Annotated in this window: 14 protein-coding genes; 9 read left to right on the forward strand and 5 right to left on the reverse strand. The window is 34.5% G+C overall.

The genetic code is table 11. The annotated features are described in order from the left end of the window. The first annotated feature begins 346 nt into the window (after positions 1–346). The 5 genes from LNP23_RS12525 to LNP23_RS12545 all read left to right on the forward strand — a co-directional run bounded on the left by LNP23_RS12525 (position 347) and on the right by LNP23_RS12545 (position 7,168). On the forward strand, positions 347–2,533 hold the full coding sequence (locus LNP23_RS12525) for a T9SS type A sorting domain-containing protein (protein ID WP_230001345.1): 2,187 nt from the start codon (positions 347–349) through the stop codon (positions 2,531–2,533). A gap of 420 nt (positions 2,534–2,953) precedes the next feature. Next, positions 2,954–4,141, forward strand: coding sequence for a tRNA 2-thiouridine(34) synthase MnmA (gene mnmA / locus LNP23_RS12530; RefSeq protein WP_230001347.1), 1,188 nt, complete (start codon positions 2,954–2,956; stop codon positions 4,139–4,141). Positions 4,142–4,184: 43 nt separating this feature from the next. After that, complete coding sequence (locus LNP23_RS12535) at positions 4,185–5,783, forward strand: S8 family serine peptidase (RefSeq protein ID WP_230001349.1); 1,599 nt, start codon at positions 4,185–4,187, stop codon at positions 5,781–5,783. 12 nt (positions 5,784–5,795) lie between these two features. Continuing rightward, positions 5,796–6,740, forward strand: a complete 945-nt coding sequence (locus LNP23_RS12540) for an NAD(P)H-dependent flavin oxidoreductase (protein ID WP_230001357.1) — start codon at positions 5,796–5,798, stop codon at positions 6,738–6,740. A 17-nt stretch (positions 6,741–6,757) separates the two neighbouring features. Next, positions 6,758–7,168, forward strand: coding sequence for a hypothetical protein (locus LNP23_RS12545; RefSeq protein WP_047778804.1), 411 nt, complete (start codon positions 6,758–6,760; stop codon positions 7,166–7,168). A gap of 134 nt (positions 7,169–7,302) precedes the next feature. On the opposite strand, the gene LNP23_RS12550 is transcribed toward LNP23_RS12545, so the two are convergent. The 3 genes from LNP23_RS12550 to LNP23_RS12560 are packed head-to-tail and all read right to left on the reverse strand — an operon-like array spanning position 7,303 to position 9,586. After that, the gene (locus LNP23_RS12550) at positions 7,303–7,737 is read right to left on the reverse strand and encodes a DUF4268 domain-containing protein (protein WP_230001359.1); all 435 of its coding nucleotides are present in this window, start codon (positions 7,735–7,737) and stop codon (positions 7,303–7,305) included. Between the two features lie 29 nt (positions 7,738–7,766). Next, positions 7,767–8,837, reverse strand: coding sequence for a PCMD domain-containing protein (locus LNP23_RS12555; RefSeq protein WP_230001361.1), 1,071 nt, complete (start codon positions 8,835–8,837; stop codon positions 7,767–7,769). Beyond that, positions 8,834–9,586: a hypothetical protein gene (locus LNP23_RS12560; protein ID WP_230001363.1), complete on the reverse strand. Its 753-nt coding sequence runs from the start codon at positions 9,584–9,586 to the stop codon at positions 8,834–8,836. The genes LNP23_RS12555 and LNP23_RS12560 overlap by 4 nt, the downstream gene beginning before the upstream one ends. Positions 9,587–9,755: 169 nt before the next feature. Here LNP23_RS12560 and LNP23_RS12565 point away from each other — a divergent pair, with 169 nt between their 5' ends. Together LNP23_RS12565 and LNP23_RS12570 are read left to right on the forward strand one after the other, a co-directional pair. Then, positions 9,756–10,406 (forward strand): NUDIX hydrolase, encoded by a 651-nt coding sequence (locus LNP23_RS12565; RefSeq protein WP_047778800.1) that lies wholly within the window; start codon positions 9,756–9,758, stop codon positions 10,404–10,406. A 126-nt stretch (positions 10,407–10,532) separates the two neighbouring features. Further along, positions 10,533–11,342, forward strand: a complete 810-nt coding sequence (locus LNP23_RS12570; protein WP_047778799.1) for a lysophospholipid acyltransferase family protein — start codon at positions 10,533–10,535, stop codon at positions 11,340–11,342. Between the two features lie 253 nt (positions 11,343–11,595). Here LNP23_RS12570 and LNP23_RS12575 read toward each other — a convergent pair whose 3' ends face one another. Continuing rightward, entirely contained in the window at positions 11,596–12,228 is a 633-nt protein-coding gene (locus LNP23_RS12575) for a hypothetical protein (RefSeq protein ID WP_047778798.1), read from the reverse strand. A gap of 8 nt (positions 12,229–12,236) precedes the next feature. After that, positions 12,237–12,731 (reverse strand): RNA polymerase sigma factor, encoded by a 495-nt coding sequence (locus LNP23_RS12580; protein WP_047778797.1) that lies wholly within the window; start codon positions 12,729–12,731, stop codon positions 12,237–12,239. A gap of 154 nt (positions 12,732–12,885) precedes the next feature. Between LNP23_RS12580 and LNP23_RS12585 the strand changes: the two genes are divergently transcribed. Together LNP23_RS12585 and LNP23_RS12590 are read left to right on the forward strand one after the other, a co-directional pair. Continuing rightward, on the forward strand, positions 12,886–15,651 hold the full coding sequence (locus tag LNP23_RS12585; protein WP_230001365.1) for a carboxypeptidase-like regulatory domain-containing protein: 2,766 nt from the start codon (positions 12,886–12,888) through the stop codon (positions 15,649–15,651). Between the two features lie 5 nt (positions 15,652–15,656). Then, entirely contained in the window at positions 15,657–20,198 is a 4,542-nt protein-coding gene (locus LNP23_RS12590; protein ID WP_230001378.1) for a TonB-dependent receptor plug domain-containing protein, read from the forward strand. Positions 20,199–20,220: the final 22 nt, after the last annotated feature.

Here is a 20,220-nt window from a genome sequence, read left to right on the forward strand (position 1 = left end):
TGGCAGTTCAAATTTGAGGCTTTTTTTATGCCAAAATTTTTAGGCTTCTATTTCGGACTAAAGTAAAATAGATGCTAAGGATTTTTTTTGATTGGTAATTTGTAACTGTGATTTCGGATTATAGCTCGACTCAATGAAAATTACTTTATATTCTATTTTGTCTAGATTGAGTTGTTTATATGTGGAGTTTTTTTGATAGTATTTTTTTTAATTTTTAATAAAAAAATGGAGTGATGTTCTTTTTTGGTAAGTAAATATCTATATTCGCCGCTTAATCGCAATTTTGCATTTTAATTAAAGAAGTGTTTTATTAGACTTCTTTTTGTATGAAAAAAAAGGAATATATATGAGGAAAAACTACCATTTTTTATTGATTTTATTAGTAATGTTTTTTTTTAATAATGTCGCTATCTCTCAAACTTCTCTAGGGACATGTACAAGCTTTATGAATAGCTTAAAGAAGGAGTTTATTGTTTCAAAGGGAAAAAGGGACGTGAAAAGTGTTTTACTTCAGACTGTCGATTCAAAAAAGTTTAATGGAAAAATAAATTACAAGGAATCAACTCCTTCGAGTGAATTTTTGATTGGAGAAATTAAAGATATTTCAGAGTCTTCTTTTTATATTAAAGTAATTGGGCAGTCATTGGAAGGGCATATTATTTTAAGAAAAACAAAAGAAGCATATAAGTATTCTTCTGATACTCATGGAAATGCTTATGTTTCAAAAGTAGACATAAATTCTTTGATTTGTGTGGAATATAGTAAACTGCCACAAAAAAAGACCACAACTACAAAGTATAATGTTGCAGAGTTGAGTGCTAACATATTTAGTTTAGAAAGCTTGCCAGGCGGAAAAGGTTGTGTACTGTTGGATTTTGACGGTTACAATATGCTTGCTGGAAATTATTGGAATGAAGGGAAAGCAATTAATGCAGCTCCGGCTGGATTGAGAAGCGCTTATATAATGGAACTTTTTGAAATTGTTGCAGAAGATTTCAGACCATTTAATCTGAATATAACAACAAATGAAGCCGTTTTTAATAAGTATCCTAAATCGAAAAGGATGCGTATAGTGCTGACCACAACAAAAACTGCAAGTCCAAAAGCGGGTGGAGTAGCTTATATGGGGTCCTTTGGCTGGGATAATGATGTTCCGGCCTGGTGTTTTAATCTTAATAATGGTAAGGATGCTGGAGATACCTGTTCTCATGAAATAGGGCATACTTTTGGGTTAGAACATGATGGACGTACTTTGCCGACGGAAGAATATTTTTACGGATTAGACAATACTTCCTGGGCACCAATTATGGGGTTTAGTTATTACAGACCTGTTGCGCAATGGAGCAAGGGAGAATACAATAGCGCAAATAATAAAGAGAGTGATGTTGATGTTATTTCCGGACGGGAATATGGAGTGGGGTACAGAATGGATGATTATGGTAATGATGTATCTTCAGCACTTAGTTTAACTCACGATGATACAGGATTGATTATTAAAAAAGAGGGCGTAATCGAAAAAGAAAGTGATCGTGATTTCTTTGCATTTACCACCAAAGGAGGAAATGTAATAATCAACGCTAATGCAATAAACGGATCTGGTAAAGGGAATCTCCATGTTGCAATTACGTTGCATAATTCGACTGGTGCTGAAATAGAAAAATTTTGGAATCCGAACCCTTATTCGCTCAATGCGTCAATGAGTATAGACCTGCCGGCAGGTAAATATTTTATCAGCGTGAGTGGAATTGGAGCTGGCGATATTTTATATGGCGGTTATTCTGCATACGGTTCGGTTGGGGGGTATTCTATTTCAGGGTTTATTTCGATCTCGGACACCCCTGTTTCGGATATCTTTATTTCCGGAGTACAAACAAACGTAAGTTGTTATGGGGAAGCTGACGGAGTTGTTCGTGCAAGCGTTGTGGGAGGATCCGGTAATTACACTTATGCTTGGACGCCTTTCGGAGGAACAACTGCCACCGCATCCGATTTAAAAGCAGGTATTTATAGCCTAATAGTTAAGGATGATAAAGGGGGAAGTAAAACGAGAACCTTTAATATAACAGAACCTCCGGCTTTAAATTCAAATGTAACGGTTGGAACTGAAGTTTTAATTGCGGATCAATCCGGTGCGACTTACCAATGGTACGAATGTCCTATATCATCAATCGATGGAGAAACAGGTCAATTCTTTGAACCAAAGATAGATGGCTCCTATAAAGTTGTAATGACTTTAAATGGTTGTACTGTTTCTTCCGATTGTATAAACTTTAACAATCTTAGTACAGTATCGTTCGATAAAGCTGTAAAGTTTATGTTACATCCAAACCCAAGTAATAAAATTATAACGATCAAGTCAGATCATGATGCGGATTTAAATCTTATTAACTCATTGGGAGGAATCATTAAAACATTTAAAGTAGTAGCAGAGGTAGATAAAATAGTAAATGTCGAAAATTTAGCTAATGGTATTTATTTTATTTGTGAAATAAGGGAAGGAAAATTAATCACTCATAAATTTGTGAAAAACTAGTATTTAGAAAATATCTTTTTATCTGTCATTACACCTGATTTTTGCCTGTAGTAAGACCTGAATGGTTTGGTAAAATCAGGTGTAATGATTTTGATTCAGAAAAAAATACATTCCAAAATTTTTTAGACAGAAAAATAGAAAGTATAATTTCATCTTTAGTAGTAAAGTTTGAATAGTGGTGAGCGTATTTAAGTTTTATCCAAAAAACGACTTAGGGAAATTCCTAAAGAAATAGAAAGAACTTCACATTCTTTAAGAAAAAAAATAGGTGCCTTGCATTGACTTTGGTGATTTTTGCGGGCAAACAAAAAATACAATAAGTTTTATCTACCGCAGCATTATATAAAGTAATCAAAAGAATTACAATTATCTATAATTTGGCTTACCTTTGCACCCTTGTAAAAATATAAACGAGTTAAAATGAAACGTGTAGTTGTTGGACTTTCCGGTGGTGTTGATTCTAGTGTTGCTGCTTATTTGTTGCAAAAACAAGGGTACGAAGTTATTGGCCTTTTTATGAAAAACTGGCACGATGATTCGGTTACTATTTCTAACGAATGTCCTTGGTTAGAAGATAGTAATGATGCTTTATTGGTAGCCGAAAAACTTGGAATACCGTTTCAAACTGTTGATTTGAGCGAAGAGTACAAAGAAAAAATCGTTGACTATATGTTCAACGAATATGAAAAAGGAAGAACTCCAAATCCGGATGTACTTTGTAACCGTGAGATCAAATTTGATGTTTTTATGAAAATTGCTTTAAGTCTTGGGGCCGATTATGTGGCCACAGGACATTACTGTCAAAAAAGCGAAATTGAAGTAGATGGAAAGCCGGTTTATCAATTAATAGCAGGTGCAGATACGAACAAAGACCAATCTTACTTTTTATGCCAGTTGTCACAAGAGCAATTAGCTAAATCATTGTTTCCAATTGGCGCTTTAACCAAACCGGAGGTTCGCGAAATTGCTGCCGAAATGGATTTGATAACAGCAGAGAAAAAAGATTCCCAAGGATTATGTTTTATCGGAAAAGTTCGTTTACCGGAGTTTTTACAACAAAAACTACAACCAAAAGAGGGTAAAATTGTACAGATTGATAAAAATGATCCGATTTATACAATCGAAAAACCAACTGGTTTATCTATAGAAGAAGAATTAAAATTAGAGTCTCAGAAACGAAATTACCTTCCTATAATGGGGAAAGTAGTGGGTAAACATCAAGGCGCACATTATTTTACAATCGGACAAAGAAAAGGCCTTAATGTAGGCGGAACAACTGATCCGTTATTTATTATTGCTACCAATGTTGAAACCAATACTATTTATACAGGATTAACAAGTCAACATCCGGGATTGTTTAAGAAAGCTTTGTTTATAGAAAAGTCTGAGGTACACTGGATTCGTACTGATCTGGCTTTAAAAGTTGGAGAAACGATGGAAGTGATGGCTAGAATTCGTTACCGTCAGCCTTTGCAAAAAGCGACTTTACACCAGTTTGAAGAGGGGATGTATGTTTCTTTTGATGAACCTCAATCTGCTATAACAGAAGGTCAATTTACAGCTTGGTATTTTGAGAATGAATTAGTTGGTTCGGGAGTAATTTCTTAGCTTTATACTTTTTAAGAAGGTTTTGCCTTTAAAAAAGTATACTATGAAAAACAACTACCTATTTTTTCTATTGTTATTTTCTTCTGCCTTGTTTGCGCAAGAAGATGCGTGGGTGTATTTTAATGCAAAGCCCAATGCACAGTTCTATCTGGATAACCCACTGCAAATGCTTTCACAACGAGCATTAGATCGACGAACCAATCAGAATATTGCCTTAAGCAGTACTGACGTTCCTGTAGAAACTACCTTTGTTACTCAGGTAAAACAAAGCACCGGAATTACGGTAATGGCACAATCCAAGTGGTTAAACGCACTTCATATCAGGGGGAGTCAGGCCGATATTAATGCTTTGAAAAACTTTACTTTCGTTGATAAAGTGGTTTTTGCCAATAAGATTTTAAATACGACTTCAAAAAAAGATAGGCAGAATAAAATAGCGAAAACAAAGGATAAGTTTAAAGCTACCGTTAACTATGCTTACGGAGCTTCCGCAAATCAAATTCAGATGTTGAATGGTCAGGTTTTGCACCAGCAGAACTATACCGGATCGGGAAAAATAATTGCTGTTTTAGATGCCGGTTTTCCGGGAGTAGACGTGGCACAACCTTTTCAAAGACTGATAAATAATAACCAAATTTTAGGCGGTTATGATTTTACAACCCGTAACGCCAATTTTTATGCCGGAGACGAGCATGGTACGATGGTGCTTTCAACAATGGGTGGTTACAAAGAGAATTCTTTAGTAGGAACAGCTCCGGATGCTTCTTATTATTTGTTCATTACAGAAATTGATGCTACAGAAAATCCGGTGGAAGAATCACTTTGGGTTGAAGCGGCAGAAAAAGCAGATGAGTTTGGAGTTGATATCATTACGACTTCATTGGGATATTTTGGTTTTGATAATGCGAATTACAGTCATACCTATAGTGATATGAATGGAACGACCAATTTTATTTCCCGTGGTGCCGAAATGGCGTTTAGCAAAGGTATTGTGGTGCTTGCTTCAGCAGGAAATGAAGGAAATACAACAGAACGACATATTGGTGGGCCGGCAGATGCTGTTTCCGTTATAGCAGTGGGTTCCGTTACCGCTTCAAAGGTTAAATCAAGTTTTAGTTCAATAGGGCCAAGTTTTGATAGTCGAATTAAGCCGGAAGTTATGGCACAAGGAAGCTCAGCAGTTGTTTCAAGCCCTGCCGGTACTATTACTACGATTGATGGGACTTCATTTTCGTGTCCTATTATGGCGGGGATGGTTGCTTGTTTGTGGCAGGCTTTCTCTTCCAAAACGAATCAGGAAATTAGACAAATGATTCTGAAATCTTCAGATCGATATACCGTTCCAAATAATGATTATGGTTACGGAATCCCTAATTTCGGGTCGACTTTAGGAGTTGATGATTTTCAGATCTCTTCTTTTTCGGTATATCCAAATCCGACTCAGACCACAGTTACGTTTGCCCTTTCAGATCAAAACACAGCTTCCATAACGATTTATTCTGTTTTGGGACAAAAAGTTTTGGAGAAACAAATTACAAATGAAAATTCAACTCTTTCTTTACAAACCTTAAAAAGCGGTCTCTATTTTTATACTTTTGATGCCGAAGGTTTACATAAAACAGGAAAGATTATCAAACAATAACAGCATTTTTGAATGAATAAAATCACACAACTTTTTAAAATAAAATATCCAATAATTCAAGGAGGAATGATTTGGAACAGCGGATATAAATTAGCAAGTGCAGTTAGTAATGCGGGAGGTTTAGGACTTATTGGTGCCGGCTCTATGTATCCGGAAGTATTACGCGAACACATTCAGAAATGTAAAAAAGCTACGGACAAACCTTTTGGAGTCAATATACCAATGTTGTATCCCAACATTGAAGAAATTATGAATATTGTTGTAGAAGAAGGCGTGAAGATCGTTTTTACTTCAGCAGGAAATCCTAAAACATGGACTTCTTTTTTGAAAGAAAAAGGTATTACAGTAGTGCATGTGGTCAGTAGTAGTGTTTTTGCCTTAAAAGCGGAACAAGCAGGTGTAGATGCTATTGTGGCGGAAGGTTTTGAAGCCGGTGGACACAACGGGAGAGATGAAACCACAACGCTGACGTTGATTCCTATGGTGAAAGAAAAAGTTCAGATTCCGCTTATCGCTGCCGGAGGTATTGCAACCGGAAGAGGAATGCTGGCCGCTATGGTTTTAGGTGCCGATGGTGTTCAGGTTGGAAGCCGTTTTGCAGCTTCTGTAGAATCTTCTTCTCATGATAATTTCAAACAGACTATTTTGAATGTGAAAGAAGGGGATACCCAACTAACATTAAAAGAATTGGCACCGGTACGATTGATTAAAAATAAATTCTACCAGGATGTTCAGGACTTATATGAAAGATGTCCGTCAAAAGAAGAATTGGTACAGCTTTTAGGCAGAGCACGAGCTAAAAAAGGAATGTTTGAGGGAGATTTAGAAGAAGGAGAACTTGAAATAGGTCAAATTGCCGGAATTATTCATGAAATTTTGCCTGTAGAAAAAATTATTCAACAAATGATGGCCGATTTTGAAATTGCAAGCAAGGAAAAAGCTAAATTTGAGTTTTAATAGCCCTAAATTACATCATGAATACTTTACGTACCTACATATTATTCCTTTTCCTTGGACTTGGTTTGCAGCAGTCCTATAGTCAGTCTTATCGTTTTAAAACATCCGGATTTAGTGTGTTAGAAAAAAATGAAAGAGGAAAATGGGGAGAGTGGTCCACGCTTGATCTGGTCAATCTTTCTGTAATTCTGGATACTGATAAACACCGAATCGTGGTGTATTCTCAGGAAATTCAGTTGTACACGATCACCAATTATATCGAACGCGAAGAAAACGACACCGACATAGTGTATTCATTTTTATGCAAAGATAATAACGGAAACGACTGTAAGCTCTCCATAATTACGCGAAAAAAACAAGATTATCGAAAACAGCTTTACATTAATTACGATAATCAGATTATAGTTTATAATATTGTTACGGTATAAGACAAAAAAATAAACCCAACAGGTTTCTAAAACCTATCGGGTTTATTTTTTTAAACCTTTGCAACTTTGCATCTAAAAAGGCTAAAAAACTTAGCGACTTATAAACTCAGAGCCTTAGAATCTTAAAAAAAAACCTACTCAATATCCTTAATAAATTCATCATATTCAAGATAGAACATTTCAAGAGCGTGCATTTTTTCGTTGAAAAAATCAAAAATAGCATCCCAATTAGTACGATTACTAAAACCAACGCCTGTTATTTCTACCCAGATTCGGCTTATGGTTTTGCCGCTTTCAAGGGTATATTCCTTTTCGAAAACCAAATCTTTGATGAATTCTTCTTCCAGAATATTTTTTAGGGCTTCCAGTTTTTCAAAATAAGCAATTCGCTTTTCATCGTTTCGTTGCTCGATATCAATTAAAACCTGTGCTTTTTTATTGTCTACATAAAACTTAAAAGAGAAGTCTTTAATTTTAGTATCATAAAGTACCCATTTACGCGGGTATTTTTCGGCGAAAGCCACCCAAAATTCTCTTTTTATTCGCTGTGATTCTTCTTTACTGTACATTTTTAAAAATTGGTATAGTCGGAACTATTTTAATATTTAAGTTCAAAATTATTTACGAATAACGTACTGTTTACACCTCCCTCATACAAGATTCCGTCGGCACTGGAGGCAAAAACAACGATGATGTGTGTTGGTTTGTCATTAGAATTTCCATAAATTCCGTTGCCAGGCTTCTGATAATCAGGGAATGTTGCGTTTAACGTTCCGTAGGTCAAAGCTACATTAATATTTTGAAGATTCACACCTGTTGTTGTTCCGGTTCTGTGCCAACCTGTTGCAATACGTTTGATCGCATTAGGATCCTCTCTGTTTTCAAGAATAACATAAATATCTGCTTGGTCGGTTTTGTCTAAAACATTGCCTTTGCCATCCTGATAAGGTGTTCCGGCCGTGTACTTAATTTCGGCAGAGAAACTTTTGGGTTTGGCGGTAAACGGAATTCCAAATTGTGCCGAAGCAGGCGGATTTGCAACATTCAAAACAAATTTTCCGGTAAATAAAGTACCAGATCCCATACGTTGTCCCACAATTCCGGAGACACTGCCCAAATCTTTGGTAATAATTTGAGCTACATAATCAGTGCCCGTATTCAGATAAGGATAAGTGGTTACATTGGCGCTGCTGGTAGTGGTGGTTCCGTCATTGGCGGTTGCCCAAATGGTATTATCATTGGTTCCGGGTTGTTTGTATGATTTTCCCGAAGGTTGATACCAGGCATCAAAAGTGCTGTTGTCTAATTGCGGGTTAGCACCTTCTTGTGTAACAGTAACAAGATAAGCTGCCTGATCTCCATTTTCGGCGGTTACTATATAAGTCTGAGGAGTTGTAAAATCTCGTATCGTTTCTTTAACTGGTGAAATTGTAGCAAAAGTTGATAAAGCAAGTGAATCAATTGCCAGTTTTGTGATATCAGCTTCAGAATTCACCGTAATCTGAATCGTTTTTGTTGCGATGTTGATAGTAGAAAAACCCGACTGTCCTGCGACTGTAAAATAGCGAATAGCGTTTTTGTCGGATTTACCAAAATAAGTATCGTTTACACAAGCGGCGGTAAGCAGAAACAAACAAAAGCTGAAAATTTTAAAGATTATATTTTTCATTTTGAGTGTTTTTTAATGGGGAAATAATAATAAAAACCAATATTCAACCGTAATAAATTGATACTGAAATCGGCATCGGTTGCATGTGATTTCTCCGTAACTTCATTATTGAGTGTAGTCTTTGACCAAGTTGAGCTAAAACCGGCAATTTGAGCCCCTACTTCAATAGAAAACCCCTTTACAACATTGACCATAATCCCCGGATTAATCTGCAATTCAAGAGCGACATCTTTGGTATAACTTCTTTTTAGCAAATCGTTTGTAGTTCGTTCTTCAATTATATGTTTAAAACTGGTTCCCAAAAGAACCAAATTGTACAAATAAAAGCGTCTTTTTGAATCAAGTGGAATGAAATTTTTCATTCCGCCATAAATTCCATAAGAATCCTTGGCATATTGCACTGCCGTTTTTGTGCCTTGTTGATCCGTTTCGGTTTGATTATGACGATCATTTTCGAAACTAATTAAGGCTCCCAAAGCAAAATTATCTTTGATAAAATAACCCGCATCAACGCTCATTTTAAACTGATTTCGTGATTGATCACTAACGTCTACAAGCAAGCCTTGCTTGACATCGGTATCTTTTGTTGAGAAATTAAAAGTTAGCCCACTGTACATATTGCCTTTTGAGGTAAGCCTGTTTTTTGAAACCAAAGTGTCTTTAACGATTTGATTTTGAGCGTTAATCCTTTGGCCGGAAATAAGTAAAATAAACAGAAAAGAAAAGAGGAGTAAGGTTTTCTTAATCATAAATTAGTTTTTTGTGACTTTATTATTCGTTTAAAAAATTGCCTTTTATAAAAGTACACTTTTTATTTACGCATTAAGATTTTCAGAAGTAGTTTGCATTAAAATTTGTGGGGCGATGAATTCTAAACTATCTTTAGATATTATTTAAAAGTATTCGCAACGCTATAATATGGATTTTAAAGATTTCTTGCATTATGTTCCTAATATAATTCCGGTAGAGTTGCCGGCTATACTAGCTCATTTGAAAATGGCTCCAAAAGAGCGGGCAGAGGCATTAAAGAACTTAAATGCAGAAGCGATAAATCCCAGAATAGCAGCTGTTATGATGTTGTTTTATCCTAAAAAGGGAAAAACACATTTGGTTTTAATAGTCCGAAATGCCTACAACGGAGTTCATTCTTCGCAAATTGCTTTTCCGGGTGGAAAATACGAAACGACTGATGCCGGATTTGCAGCAACGGCTTTAAGAGAGACACATGAAGAAGTAGGGATTTTACCGGAGAAAATAAAGGTAATTAAGGAATTTACGCCGATGTTTATACCGCCGAGTAATTTTATGGTGCATCCTTTTTTGGGAGTTTCTTCAGAAGAACTTTCTTTTTATCCGGATGTCAGAGAAGTTGCGGACATTATAGAATTACCTCTTTCTGTTTTTTTGAATGACGAAATTATAATCGAGGCCACATTGTCAACTTCTTACGGATCAAATATTCTGGTTCCGGCATTTAATATTCAAAATCATATCGTTTGGGGAGCAACAGCGATGATATTAAGTGAATTAAGAGATGTGCTAAAATTGACTTTTGCAGAAAATTCGTAAAAACAATAAATTAACAATTTGATATTCATTACGATAAGCATTTGTCTTAGAAATTGCTTAATACTATAGGTAAAAGAATAATTTTTGTATGTTTGCGAACTTAACTAAAAAATACAATACACAGCTATGGGATTGTTTAAACGAAATCCTTTCGGACATATATTATTCATCAAGAAATGGTTAATCCGTGTTTTGGGTGCCATGACGCACCGAAGATATAGAGGTTTTAATGAATTACAGATTGAAGGATCTGAAATCATAAAAAACTTGCCGGATACTAATGTTTTGTTTATATCCAATCACCAAACTTATTTTGCTGACGTTGTAGCCATGTTTCATGTTTTTAATGCAAGTTTATCTGGTCGTCAGGATACGATCAAGAATATTGGTTATTTGTGGCAACCTAAAATGAATCTGTATTATGTTGCTGCCAAAGAAACGATGCAAGCTGGCCTGTTGCCAAGAATTTTGGCTTACGTTGGTGCAATTACAGTAGAAAGAACCTGGCGTGCAAAAGGGGTTGATGTTACCGAAAAAAGAGATGTAAATCCTAACGATACCGAAAATATTAGAATAGCGCTGGAAGATGGCTGGGTAATCACATTCCCGCAAGGAACTACAAAATCGTTTAAACCCGTTCGAAAAGGAACGGCTCATATTATAAAACAGCATAAACCAGTTGTAATTCCAATTGTCATTGACGGTTTTCGTCGTTCATTTGATAAAAAAGGATTGCGAATGAAAAAGAAAGGGATTCTACAGTCCTTTATAATCAAAGAACCTCTTGATATTGATTACGAAAACGATACGATCGACGAAATCGTAGAAAAGGTAGAATACGCAATCGAACAACACCCGTCATTCTTAAAAGTAATTCCCGCAGAAGAATTAAAAGTGCAGGAAGAACTGAACCAAATGAGAAGATGGGGGTATTAGAATTTTAGATTTCTGATTTTAGAGTGTAGATTTCTGATTTTAGATTTTGGAGTGTAGATTTTAGATTGAAAATTTTTAAGTTTTTTTTGGTTTGCGGACAGCAGAGTAGGTATTCTAAAGTTTGTTGGTCTATTGTTTAGATTTAGCACCACAATAGACATAGTAACTCAAAGAAACCTCTGCAACTCTGAATTGCGCCTAAGAAAAAAACTCAGAACCTTAGCAACTCAGCACCTCAGAACCTTTTTTAAAACTACAGATCAATCTTCTTCAACTCCTTATAGTTAGCGTATAATCTGCGTAAAAGTGTACCGTACAATAATCTGTAAAAGCACCAGAATATCCCTAAGAAAGCTAATGTAACCAAAAGTAAAATCCCACCCGTAACAAACATTGCTTTACCGTTTGTCGCTAATTTATCTCTTAAAAAGCTCATATCCGGATTGTATACAAAGGCGATAAAGAAACTTATTATCGAACTGATTACGGCCATTCCCAAATTATACCACACATAATATTGAACTGTTCTTCGGGTTTTCAAAATACTGCTCATTAATAGTTTAGTAGACCCTGTAGTCGATATTGTTTTGTAATTTTTATAGAAAAAATAGACAAAAATAAGCACAACTACATAGTTGAAGTAGGTTAAAACAGCAAGATAAAAAATCATTTCAGGATGTTTTATCTTAATTAACATTTCATCAGTACTGAAAAATAAATTTGAAACGGTCCAGAATAAAATTTCCAAAATACTGATAATCAAAATCCACTTCACGATCGAAGAAGATTTTTTGTGTATCATTTTGTAGATTTCATTTTCTGAAATTTGCTCAAAAGAATCGGCATTCTTTTTCCAGTCTTTTTTTAATAAATCCAGTTCTTTCATAATAATTTTTAAGGATTTAATATTTTTTTAAGTTTCCCTTTTATTCTGTTCATTTTCACACGTGCATTCACTTCGCTGATTCCTAAGGTCTCTGCTATTTCTTGATAATCTTTGTCTTCTAAATACATAAAAACTAATGCTTTTTCGATGTCATTAAGCTGATAAACGGCTTTGTACATCAGTTTAATTTGTTCCTCCTCTTCATAGTTGTAATCAACGTCTTTTACAAAATGCTGATGACTTTCATAATCTACAGTAGATATGGTTCTTTTGGTTTTTCGATATAAGGTAATGGCGGTATTTAAAGCAACGCGATACGTCCAGGTCGAAAATTTACTGTCGCCTCTAAATTTAGGATAAGCTTTCCATAATTGAATAGTAATTTCCTGAAACAAGTCTTTATGAGCGTCTTCGCCAGCAGTATATAATCTACAAATCTTGTGGATTATATTCTGATTTGCCTGCAATTGCACAACAAATGACTGTTCTAGATTTTCGCTCATATTGTATTAGTAGTGTTACAACAAATTTTGTTACAGTGTGAAAGTAGAAAAATATAATTAATAACAAAATAAAATATTAATGCTATTCTTATAAAATTTTAAGTTCTTTCCAACCTTTTGCCAAAATAGATACTCTATATATAAAAACATGAATATGAAAGAACTATTACTTTTGCTTTTTGTCTCAACAGTTGGATTTTCACAATCAGTTTATAAGGGAAATGTAAGTGAGGGAGGTCTTGCATTACCGGGAGCCAGTATATGCATTCGAAATACAAAAACCTGTACTACCAGTGATTTTGATGGGAATTACCAAATTGAGGCTAAGGTTGGGGATATTTTGCAGATCTCTTATATTGGAATGAAAACAAAGTCTTTTAAAATTACGCATGCAAGTTTTAAAAAAAAGAGCAATTCAGGTGATCAGATTCTAAGTAGTGATTATATAGAAAAAGTAAGAAAAACGACAGATACAGTTAAAATTGCGCAGTCATCCGGAAGCCATGAGCTTAATCTTAGTGAAGTTTTCGAAGATCAAAATATACTCAAAATTGATCGAAATAAGTATGGTATCTATAGCGTTAAAAAAAGAAACCAATATCATAAAATATCTTTTGAATTAAATCAGGAATATATTTCTTCGACACCAATCCGACTCTCAAAATATCAAAATACATATGCACAAGGAAGGAGCTTAAACGGAGAAGCAGTGTATCAATCTCCTGCGACTAAGGAAATTTTTAGCTGGGGACCAAATGTCAATTCTTTAGCATATTCGACAACCCCTTCAGAGTATTATCCGCAAGGGGATATTGTAAACAAGTCTTCAGGGAATAGTAATACATTACAATTGCACAATGCGAATGATTTTTTCCAAAACGGGGTGGATAATAAATTTTCGTTGGCCACTCAAATTGAAAGCCCCAAAGGAAATTTTCTTAAAATAAATTTTTTCTATAAAACAGGTACCATCTCGATTCCAACAAGTAGAAATAATGAAAGTACAACAACGTTAAAGTATTTTAGAAGAGTGTCGAATTTCAGCACAATTGAAACACTTCTGTCATACAATGATTTTGAAAACAATCTTTCCAATTCCAATTTTGGAGTAAATAAAATCATTTTTGGTAACGCTGTTACACCAATTCATTTTGATAATAAAACAGCTTCAACACTGTCAAGCGGTTTACAACGAAGTTATTCTGCTTTTGAAAATAACCCCTATTATTTGATTCAGAATAATTTAGATAAAAACAAAAGTAAAACAGTTTCTTTTGTTTTTAATCATAAATACAGTAAGGGGGCTTATGAAAATACTTTAAATGCCAATTTTCAATCTTCTGAAATTACAAACAGTAGCGGTCAGAATTTTAATTTTGCGAGGATTACGGCTCCAAATGTCAATAAAAGATTCGAAAAATTCAAGAATTTTTCTGTTTCGGATTTTCTCAGACGTGATTTTAATAGTGATGCATTTGTCGAATCAAAAATGGAGTTCAGATTTCTGGAGCGGGGTCTGGAAAGAAATTATTTTAGCGGATTTGTGACTCCAATTGATGCTCCTGCCAATAATTTGCCTCAGAATAAACTTGATAGTAGACAGAAGAGAGTTGAAGTTTTTTACAATCTAAATGGTTCCTATTCTTTTAAAGATATTTTAGGCAACTATGAAGAACTTGTCTTAAAAGCAAGTTCGAACTTAAATTATTCTTCAACAGTCAAGAATAGATTAATGTTAAATTCACTTGTTTCTGCAGAAATAAAAAACCTGTTTAATAAAAAAATGGCATTTAGTATCAGCTACACCTCAAATGAGACGGAACCTTCTCTGCAGAATAATAATTTGAGTTTTAATTCTTTGCGATACCAGGTCGCCCAGTTTAAGCAGCTTCAGAATAACTTAGAGCTGATGACTCCAAAAAATGCCATTGCTACAGAAGAAACAACTGCCAGTTTTGGGTTGCTTTATAACATAAACTACCGCTGGAGTTTTAAGGTGAATTATTACAACAAAAATGTGCATAATTTATATGTTCCGGTTTTTAATTCGAATACGGTCAATTGGTCACCTGAGGTCAATTATAAACAAAAGGGGATTGAAGCGGAATTAGATAAGATAATTTATTTTTCACGTCAATTGAGTTATGGTTTTAACTTGAATTTTACACATTTCAGAAATGAAGTAACAAGCTTTAACAGCAATCAAACCCGTCTTCCTTTTGCCGGTTTTGCCGATGTAAACAAAAATTATATAGTAGGGCAACCACTTGGTGTTATTGTTGGTAATGGTTATTTAAGAGACGCAAATCATACTGTTATTGTCGATGAAAATGGTTTTCCTATTGAAGACGCACAACCAAAAGTTTTAGGGAATGCGAATCCGGATTTTGTTGTTGGTTTGTCTAATACAATCCGTTACAAAGATTTAACGCTCAATTTTTCCTTTGATTGGAGTCAGGGAGGTAAAATATGGAACGGTACACAGCAAACTTTAAATTATTACGGAAAATCGGAATGGACCGGAAACCAAAGAAATGTTACCAATTATGTTTTTGACGGTGTCACACAATCCGGTTTAAAAAACACTCAGCCAGTTTCGTTTTATGATGTCAATCTTCCGGTAGAACAAAATCGCTGGTCAAGATATGGTGTAGAAGGAGTCGCAGAAGAGGCGATAGAAGACGCTACGTACGTAAGATTGAGTTCGGTTAATCTGTCTTACACAAAAGGTTTCGATTATTTTGATAATAAATTCAGTTTTTCTATTTCCTTTTTTATGAATAATGTTTTCATTATCTCCAAAAGCAAGTCTGCTTTTAGTAACAATGCCATGTTTAATTCTATAGAAACCGGTGGATTAGATTATTTCAATGCCCCAATGATGAGAAGCTTTGGATCTTCCTTAACAATCAAATTTTAATTAAAATGAAAAATATATTATACGCAATGTTTCTGTTGGTATTTCAAACCGTGCTAGCCCAAGATATTGAAAAAGATTGGGATAAAATTTATAGAAAACCGATCACAGAAAAAGTATATCTGCAACTAAATAATGTGCTGTATGCGCCTGGTGAAACGATTTATTTTAAAGGATTTGTTACAGAAAGTGACAACAGTCCATCAACTTTAAGTGACTTTGTTTATGTAGATCTGTTTGATAGTGGTAACAAAAAAGTAGCCAGCCAGATTTATGTTGTCGAAAACGGCAGTGTAGCCTGTTCTTATAGAATTTCTGAAAATGCAGCTGCCGGGATGTATAAAATAAAAGCATATACCCGAATTCAAAAACAGACTTCCGAGAATATTTTTGAGAGAACAGTTTTTGTACAAAAAGTAGTAACACCAAGAATTCTAATGACGTTAGATTTTAAGAAAAAATCATACGGAAAAGGTGAAACTTGTGAAGCCGATTTTGAATTAAAAAATCTAGAAAACCAGGCCATTAAGTATCAGGTGTTTAAATATGATGTTTTTATTGCAGGAAGAAAGATAGATTCATTAGAAGGAAAAACCGACGAATTAGGAAAAGCGATTATTCATTTTAAATTGCCAAATGATTTAAAGTCAAACGATGGAATCGTAAACGTTATGCTTGATTACGATAATTTTAAAGAATCGGTAACACGTGCCATTCCCATTGATTTAAATTTTGTTGACTTACAATTTTTGCCGGAAAGCGGTAATTTTATTCTGAATGAAATTTCTTCTTTGTTTTTTATTGCAAAAAATGAGTTCGGATTACCAATGGATGTTGGAGGTTATATTGAAGATGAAAATGGAACTAAAGTGACTGATTTTACAACCACTCATGATGGAATGGGAAAGGTATTTTTAAAGACAGAAAAAAACAAAAAATACGTTGCAGTAGTAACTTCTCCATTTAAATCGCAAAAAAAAATAACATTACCTGAAGCCGGAAAAAATGTTTTTACAATAAACGCTCAAAAGACCGGAGAAAGTGTCGCGTTAAATATTTATGCACCATTAGCAATTGATGGCAATGTTTTGGTACGCAATACATCAAAGATTCATAAATCGGTAAAGGTGAATTTAGAGCAGGGCTGGAATACCGTTACTATAAAAACAGAGAATTTTCCGGTTGGTATACAGTCCTTTTCTTTAGTTATTGAAAAAAGAGTAGTAGCTGAGAGACTTGTTTTTCTGAATTATCAGGAGGGATTAAAAATAGAAATTAAAACAGACAAAAGCAGTTATTTACCAAGAGAAAAAGTTGAGGTCTCCGTTCTCACAAAGGATAAAAATAATGATCCGATTTCTTCTAGTTTGTCTGTTTCAGTAGTCGACTCCAAGTTGTTGACTTATATAGATGACAAACAAGATACTATTTTATCGTGGCTGCTTCTCGGATCAGAGCTGAAAGGCAAAATTCATGAGCCAAGATTTTATTTTGATGACACTAAAAAAACAGAATTAAAAGAAGAAGCCATCGATTTACTTTTAAATACGCATGGTTGGAGAAAGTACAGTCAAAAAGAGATTCAGAAGTTAATGTCAGAAAGGGAACATTTTGAGCCTGAAAAAAGTGATATACTCGAAGGTTTTGTTTTAAATAATAAAGAAAAACCGGTTGCGGTAAAAGTGATGTTTTTTACAGATCAGGGAAAAGTTTTTGAAACAAAAAGTAATTCAAGTGGTTATTTTAATTTTAACAGAGTTGTTTTTTCTGATTTTGGATGTTTGATTACGGAAAGCAGAAAATTAAACGAATACACGATTAAAAGCTCAATTTCAAATCAAGCTGATTTTTTGAGAATGAAAGACACGCTTTCCAATACGAGTTCAGTGGAAATAAATTATAAGGTTGTGAATAAAGAGAATACAGTTGAAAAAACAACCGCACATGTAACATCAGGATCTAATTCCGTTTCTTTAAATTCTGATCAGGCTTTGTTGGAGTCTGTTGTAGTAACAGCATATGGTTATAGTTTTAAAAAACAGCTTTCAAGCTCAGTTACTGTTATTAGTGCCCAGGAAATTGCACGTTCGTTAAGTGGGAGAGCAGCCGGAATTCAAATTACTTCAGGATCAGGTCAGCCGGGTGCTTCCGACAAAGTGGTAATCCGTGGGTACTCTTCACTTTATGGAAACAGGGCAGGGGGACAGCCATTGATTATTGTTGACGGAATTCCGTACCCGAATAATGAGAATTCTTCTGTGCTGGGAAATCTGCCTCCAGATTCAATAAACTCAATTGCTATTCTGAAAGATGCGTCCGCAACCACTCTTTATGGTTCAGGTGGGGCTAATGGAGTAATCTTGATAACGACAAAAAAGAAATTGCAACAGGGAAATATTCTTCTGGGAGGAAATTACAATTACAGTTTTCAAAATATTTCCAAGTCAGGTACAAGAGAACTAAACGAAGCAGAGTCTTTTTATAAGCCGATTTATAGCGCAACAACAACAGAAGAAAAATCGGATTTTAGAAGCTGTATTTACTGGAACTCAATTATTCAAACCAATAATAAAGGAGTAGCCTATTTTGGGTTTTATAATTCTGATGATAATACGTCTTTTAAAATTATAGCAGAAGGGACTTCTTATAAGGGAGATATTGGAAAATCGGAAGCTGTTTTTTCGGTAAGGGAATTAATTCAGTGCGATTTAAAAATTCCGGTTTATACTTCACAAGAAGATGTTATTTTGATGCCACTGTGGTTAAAAAATAATTCTGAAAATAGTTTGAAATTAAACTATAAAATGATTTTTGATGGGAAAGAAAACGACAATTTTAAAAATTCTTTCGTAGTGCTAAATCCAAATGAATCTAAAACAGTTTATATCACATTGATTCCGAACAAAATGGGGGAAAATATTTCATTGGAAATTGTATTGGAAGGTGAAAACTTTAAAACTAAAATTAAGAAAACGATCAGTGTTTACGCTAAAGGTTTTCCGATGAATATTGATATTGCCGGAACTAAATCTCAGGATACAGATTTTTCTATTTTTGAACCAATGCCCAGTTCTATTGACTCGGGAGTTAAGTTTTTCTTCAATCCATTCTCTGCTATTTTTGATGGTTTAGAAGGTATGATGCGTGAACCTTCCGGGTGTTTTGAGCAGGTTTCTTCTTCCAATTACCCCAATATTATGGCAATGCAGTTGTTAAAATATAAAAATACGGCACCGGAATTTAAAAATAAAGCTTTAAAATTTTTAGAATCAGGTTATAAAAAGCTAAAAAACTATGAATCAAAAGGCGGTGGTTTTGAATGGTACGGTGGAGACCCCGGTAATGAAGCTTTAACTGCTTATGGTTTATTGCAATTTAATGAAATGAAGGAATTTATAAACGTCGATGAAAAGATGATTGAAAGAACGACGAATTGGTTATACTCAAGGAAAGATGGCCTGGGCGGATTCAAACAAAATTCAGGAAGATATGGTTTTTCAGGAATAAAATACGAGGTTAACAATGCTTATATTGTCTATGTTTTGTCTGAAATTGGAGAAGATAATATCAAAAAAGAATATGAAAAAGGGTTAGAAGAAGCTTTAAAGAGCAATGATTTGTACCGAATGGAATTAATGGCTTTAGCTTCTTTTAATCTGAAAAAAGTGCATGAGTACAAGCAGTTGATGTCACTAATAAAAACTAAAATTGATAAGCTGGGATTAAAAGATTTGAAAGCAGAACAAACTGTTATTTCTAGTAACGGGAAATCTAAAACTATAGAAATTTCATCTCTTTACGCTCTTGCTTTGTTAAAAGAAAAACAAGTTACAAAAGAAGTGACAGACGTTTTAGACTATATTCAGTCGTCAAATTCAATTTATGGATTTGGTTCTACACAAGCTACTGCTCTGGCTTTGAAAGCAATTACCGAGTTTACCAAAATTTATAGCAACTCAGTAACGGTAGCAGTTCCCAAAATGAATTTAAATAGGGAGTCGATAGATTTAAGAACGAAAGACAATAGCGGCAATGTAATAGTAGGAAATTTAAAAATCAATGCAGGAACAAACAATTTTTCGGTTCAAATTCCGGAGAATAATACAATTCCCTATTTGTTTTATGTGAAATACAATACGTACACACCAAACAATTCTAAAAAATGTAAGCTGCTTTTAAAAACAAACACATTGACTAATAAATTGAAGATTAGTGAGACAGCAAGACTCGAAATTGAAATTCAAAACAAGAGCGCAGAACAGGTTTCAAACCCTATTGCCCGAATTGGAATTCCAGGCGGATTAACTCCTGAGCCTTGGCAATTGAAATTGCTTGTGGAAAAAAACAATATAGATTATTATGAAATTTTTGGAAGTGAACTGGTTTTGTATTTTAGAAAGTTGGAAGCCAATGAAATCAGGAAAATTAACATTGATCTGAAAGCGATTGTTCCCGGGAAGTATAAAGGCGTAGCTTCATCCGCCTATCTGTATTATGAAAATGAACATAAGAACTGGAATCAGGGAGTCGAAATAGAAGTTATTCCCTAATTTTTTTATGAGGATCCAGACA

The organism is Flavobacterium cupriresistens, assembly GCF_020911925.1.
In the GTDB taxonomy this organism is placed as follows: domain Bacteria; phylum Bacteroidota; class Bacteroidia; order Flavobacteriales; family Flavobacteriaceae; genus Flavobacterium; species Flavobacterium cupriresistens.

What these genes read in the sequence shown, in the direction of transcription:
- LNP23_RS12545 (WP_047778804.1), top strand. Translation starts at nt 6,758, where the DNA reads ATGAATACTTTACGTACCTACATATTATTCCTTTTCCTTGGACTTGGT.
- LNP23_RS12525 (WP_230001345.1), top strand. Translation starts at nt 347, where the DNA reads ATGAGGAAAAACTACCATTTTTTATTGATTTTATTAGTAATGTTTTTT.
- LNP23_RS12585 (WP_230001365.1), top strand. Translation starts at nt 12,886, where the DNA reads ATGAAAGAACTATTACTTTTGCTTTTTGTCTCAACAGTTGGATTTTCA.
- LNP23_RS12560 (WP_230001363.1), bottom strand. Translation starts at nt 9,586, where the DNA reads ATGATTAAGAAAACCTTACTCCTCTTTTCTTTTCTGTTTATTTTACTT.
- LNP23_RS12550 (WP_230001359.1), bottom strand. Translation starts at nt 7,737, where the DNA reads ATGTACAGTAAAGAAGAATCACAGCGAATAAAAAGAGAATTTTGGGTG.
- LNP23_RS12575 (WP_047778798.1), bottom strand. Translation starts at nt 12,228, where the DNA reads ATGAAAGAACTGGATTTATTAAAAAAAGACTGGAAAAAGAATGCCGAT.
- LNP23_RS12540 (WP_230001357.1), top strand. Translation starts at nt 5,796, where the DNA reads ATGAATAAAATCACACAACTTTTTAAAATAAAATATCCAATAATTCAA.
- LNP23_RS12580 (WP_047778797.1), bottom strand. Translation starts at nt 12,731, where the DNA reads ATGAGCGAAAATCTAGAACAGTCATTTGTTGTGCAATTGCAGGCAAAT.
- LNP23_RS12565 (WP_047778800.1), top strand. Translation starts at nt 9,756, where the DNA reads ATGGATTTTAAAGATTTCTTGCATTATGTTCCTAATATAATTCCGGTA.
- LNP23_RS12535 (WP_230001349.1), top strand. Translation starts at nt 4,185, where the DNA reads ATGAAAAACAACTACCTATTTTTTCTATTGTTATTTTCTTCTGCCTTG.
- LNP23_RS12570 (WP_047778799.1), top strand. Translation starts at nt 10,533, where the DNA reads ATGGGATTGTTTAAACGAAATCCTTTCGGACATATATTATTCATCAAG.
- LNP23_RS12555 (WP_230001361.1), bottom strand. Translation starts at nt 8,837, where the DNA reads ATGAAAAATATAATCTTTAAAATTTTCAGCTTTTGTTTGTTTCTGCTT.
- mnmA (WP_230001347.1), top strand. Translation starts at nt 2,954, where the DNA reads ATGAAACGTGTAGTTGTTGGACTTTCCGGTGGTGTTGATTCTAGTGTT.
- LNP23_RS12590 (WP_230001378.1), top strand. Translation starts at nt 15,657, where the DNA reads ATGAAAAATATATTATACGCAATGTTTCTGTTGGTATTTCAAACCGTG.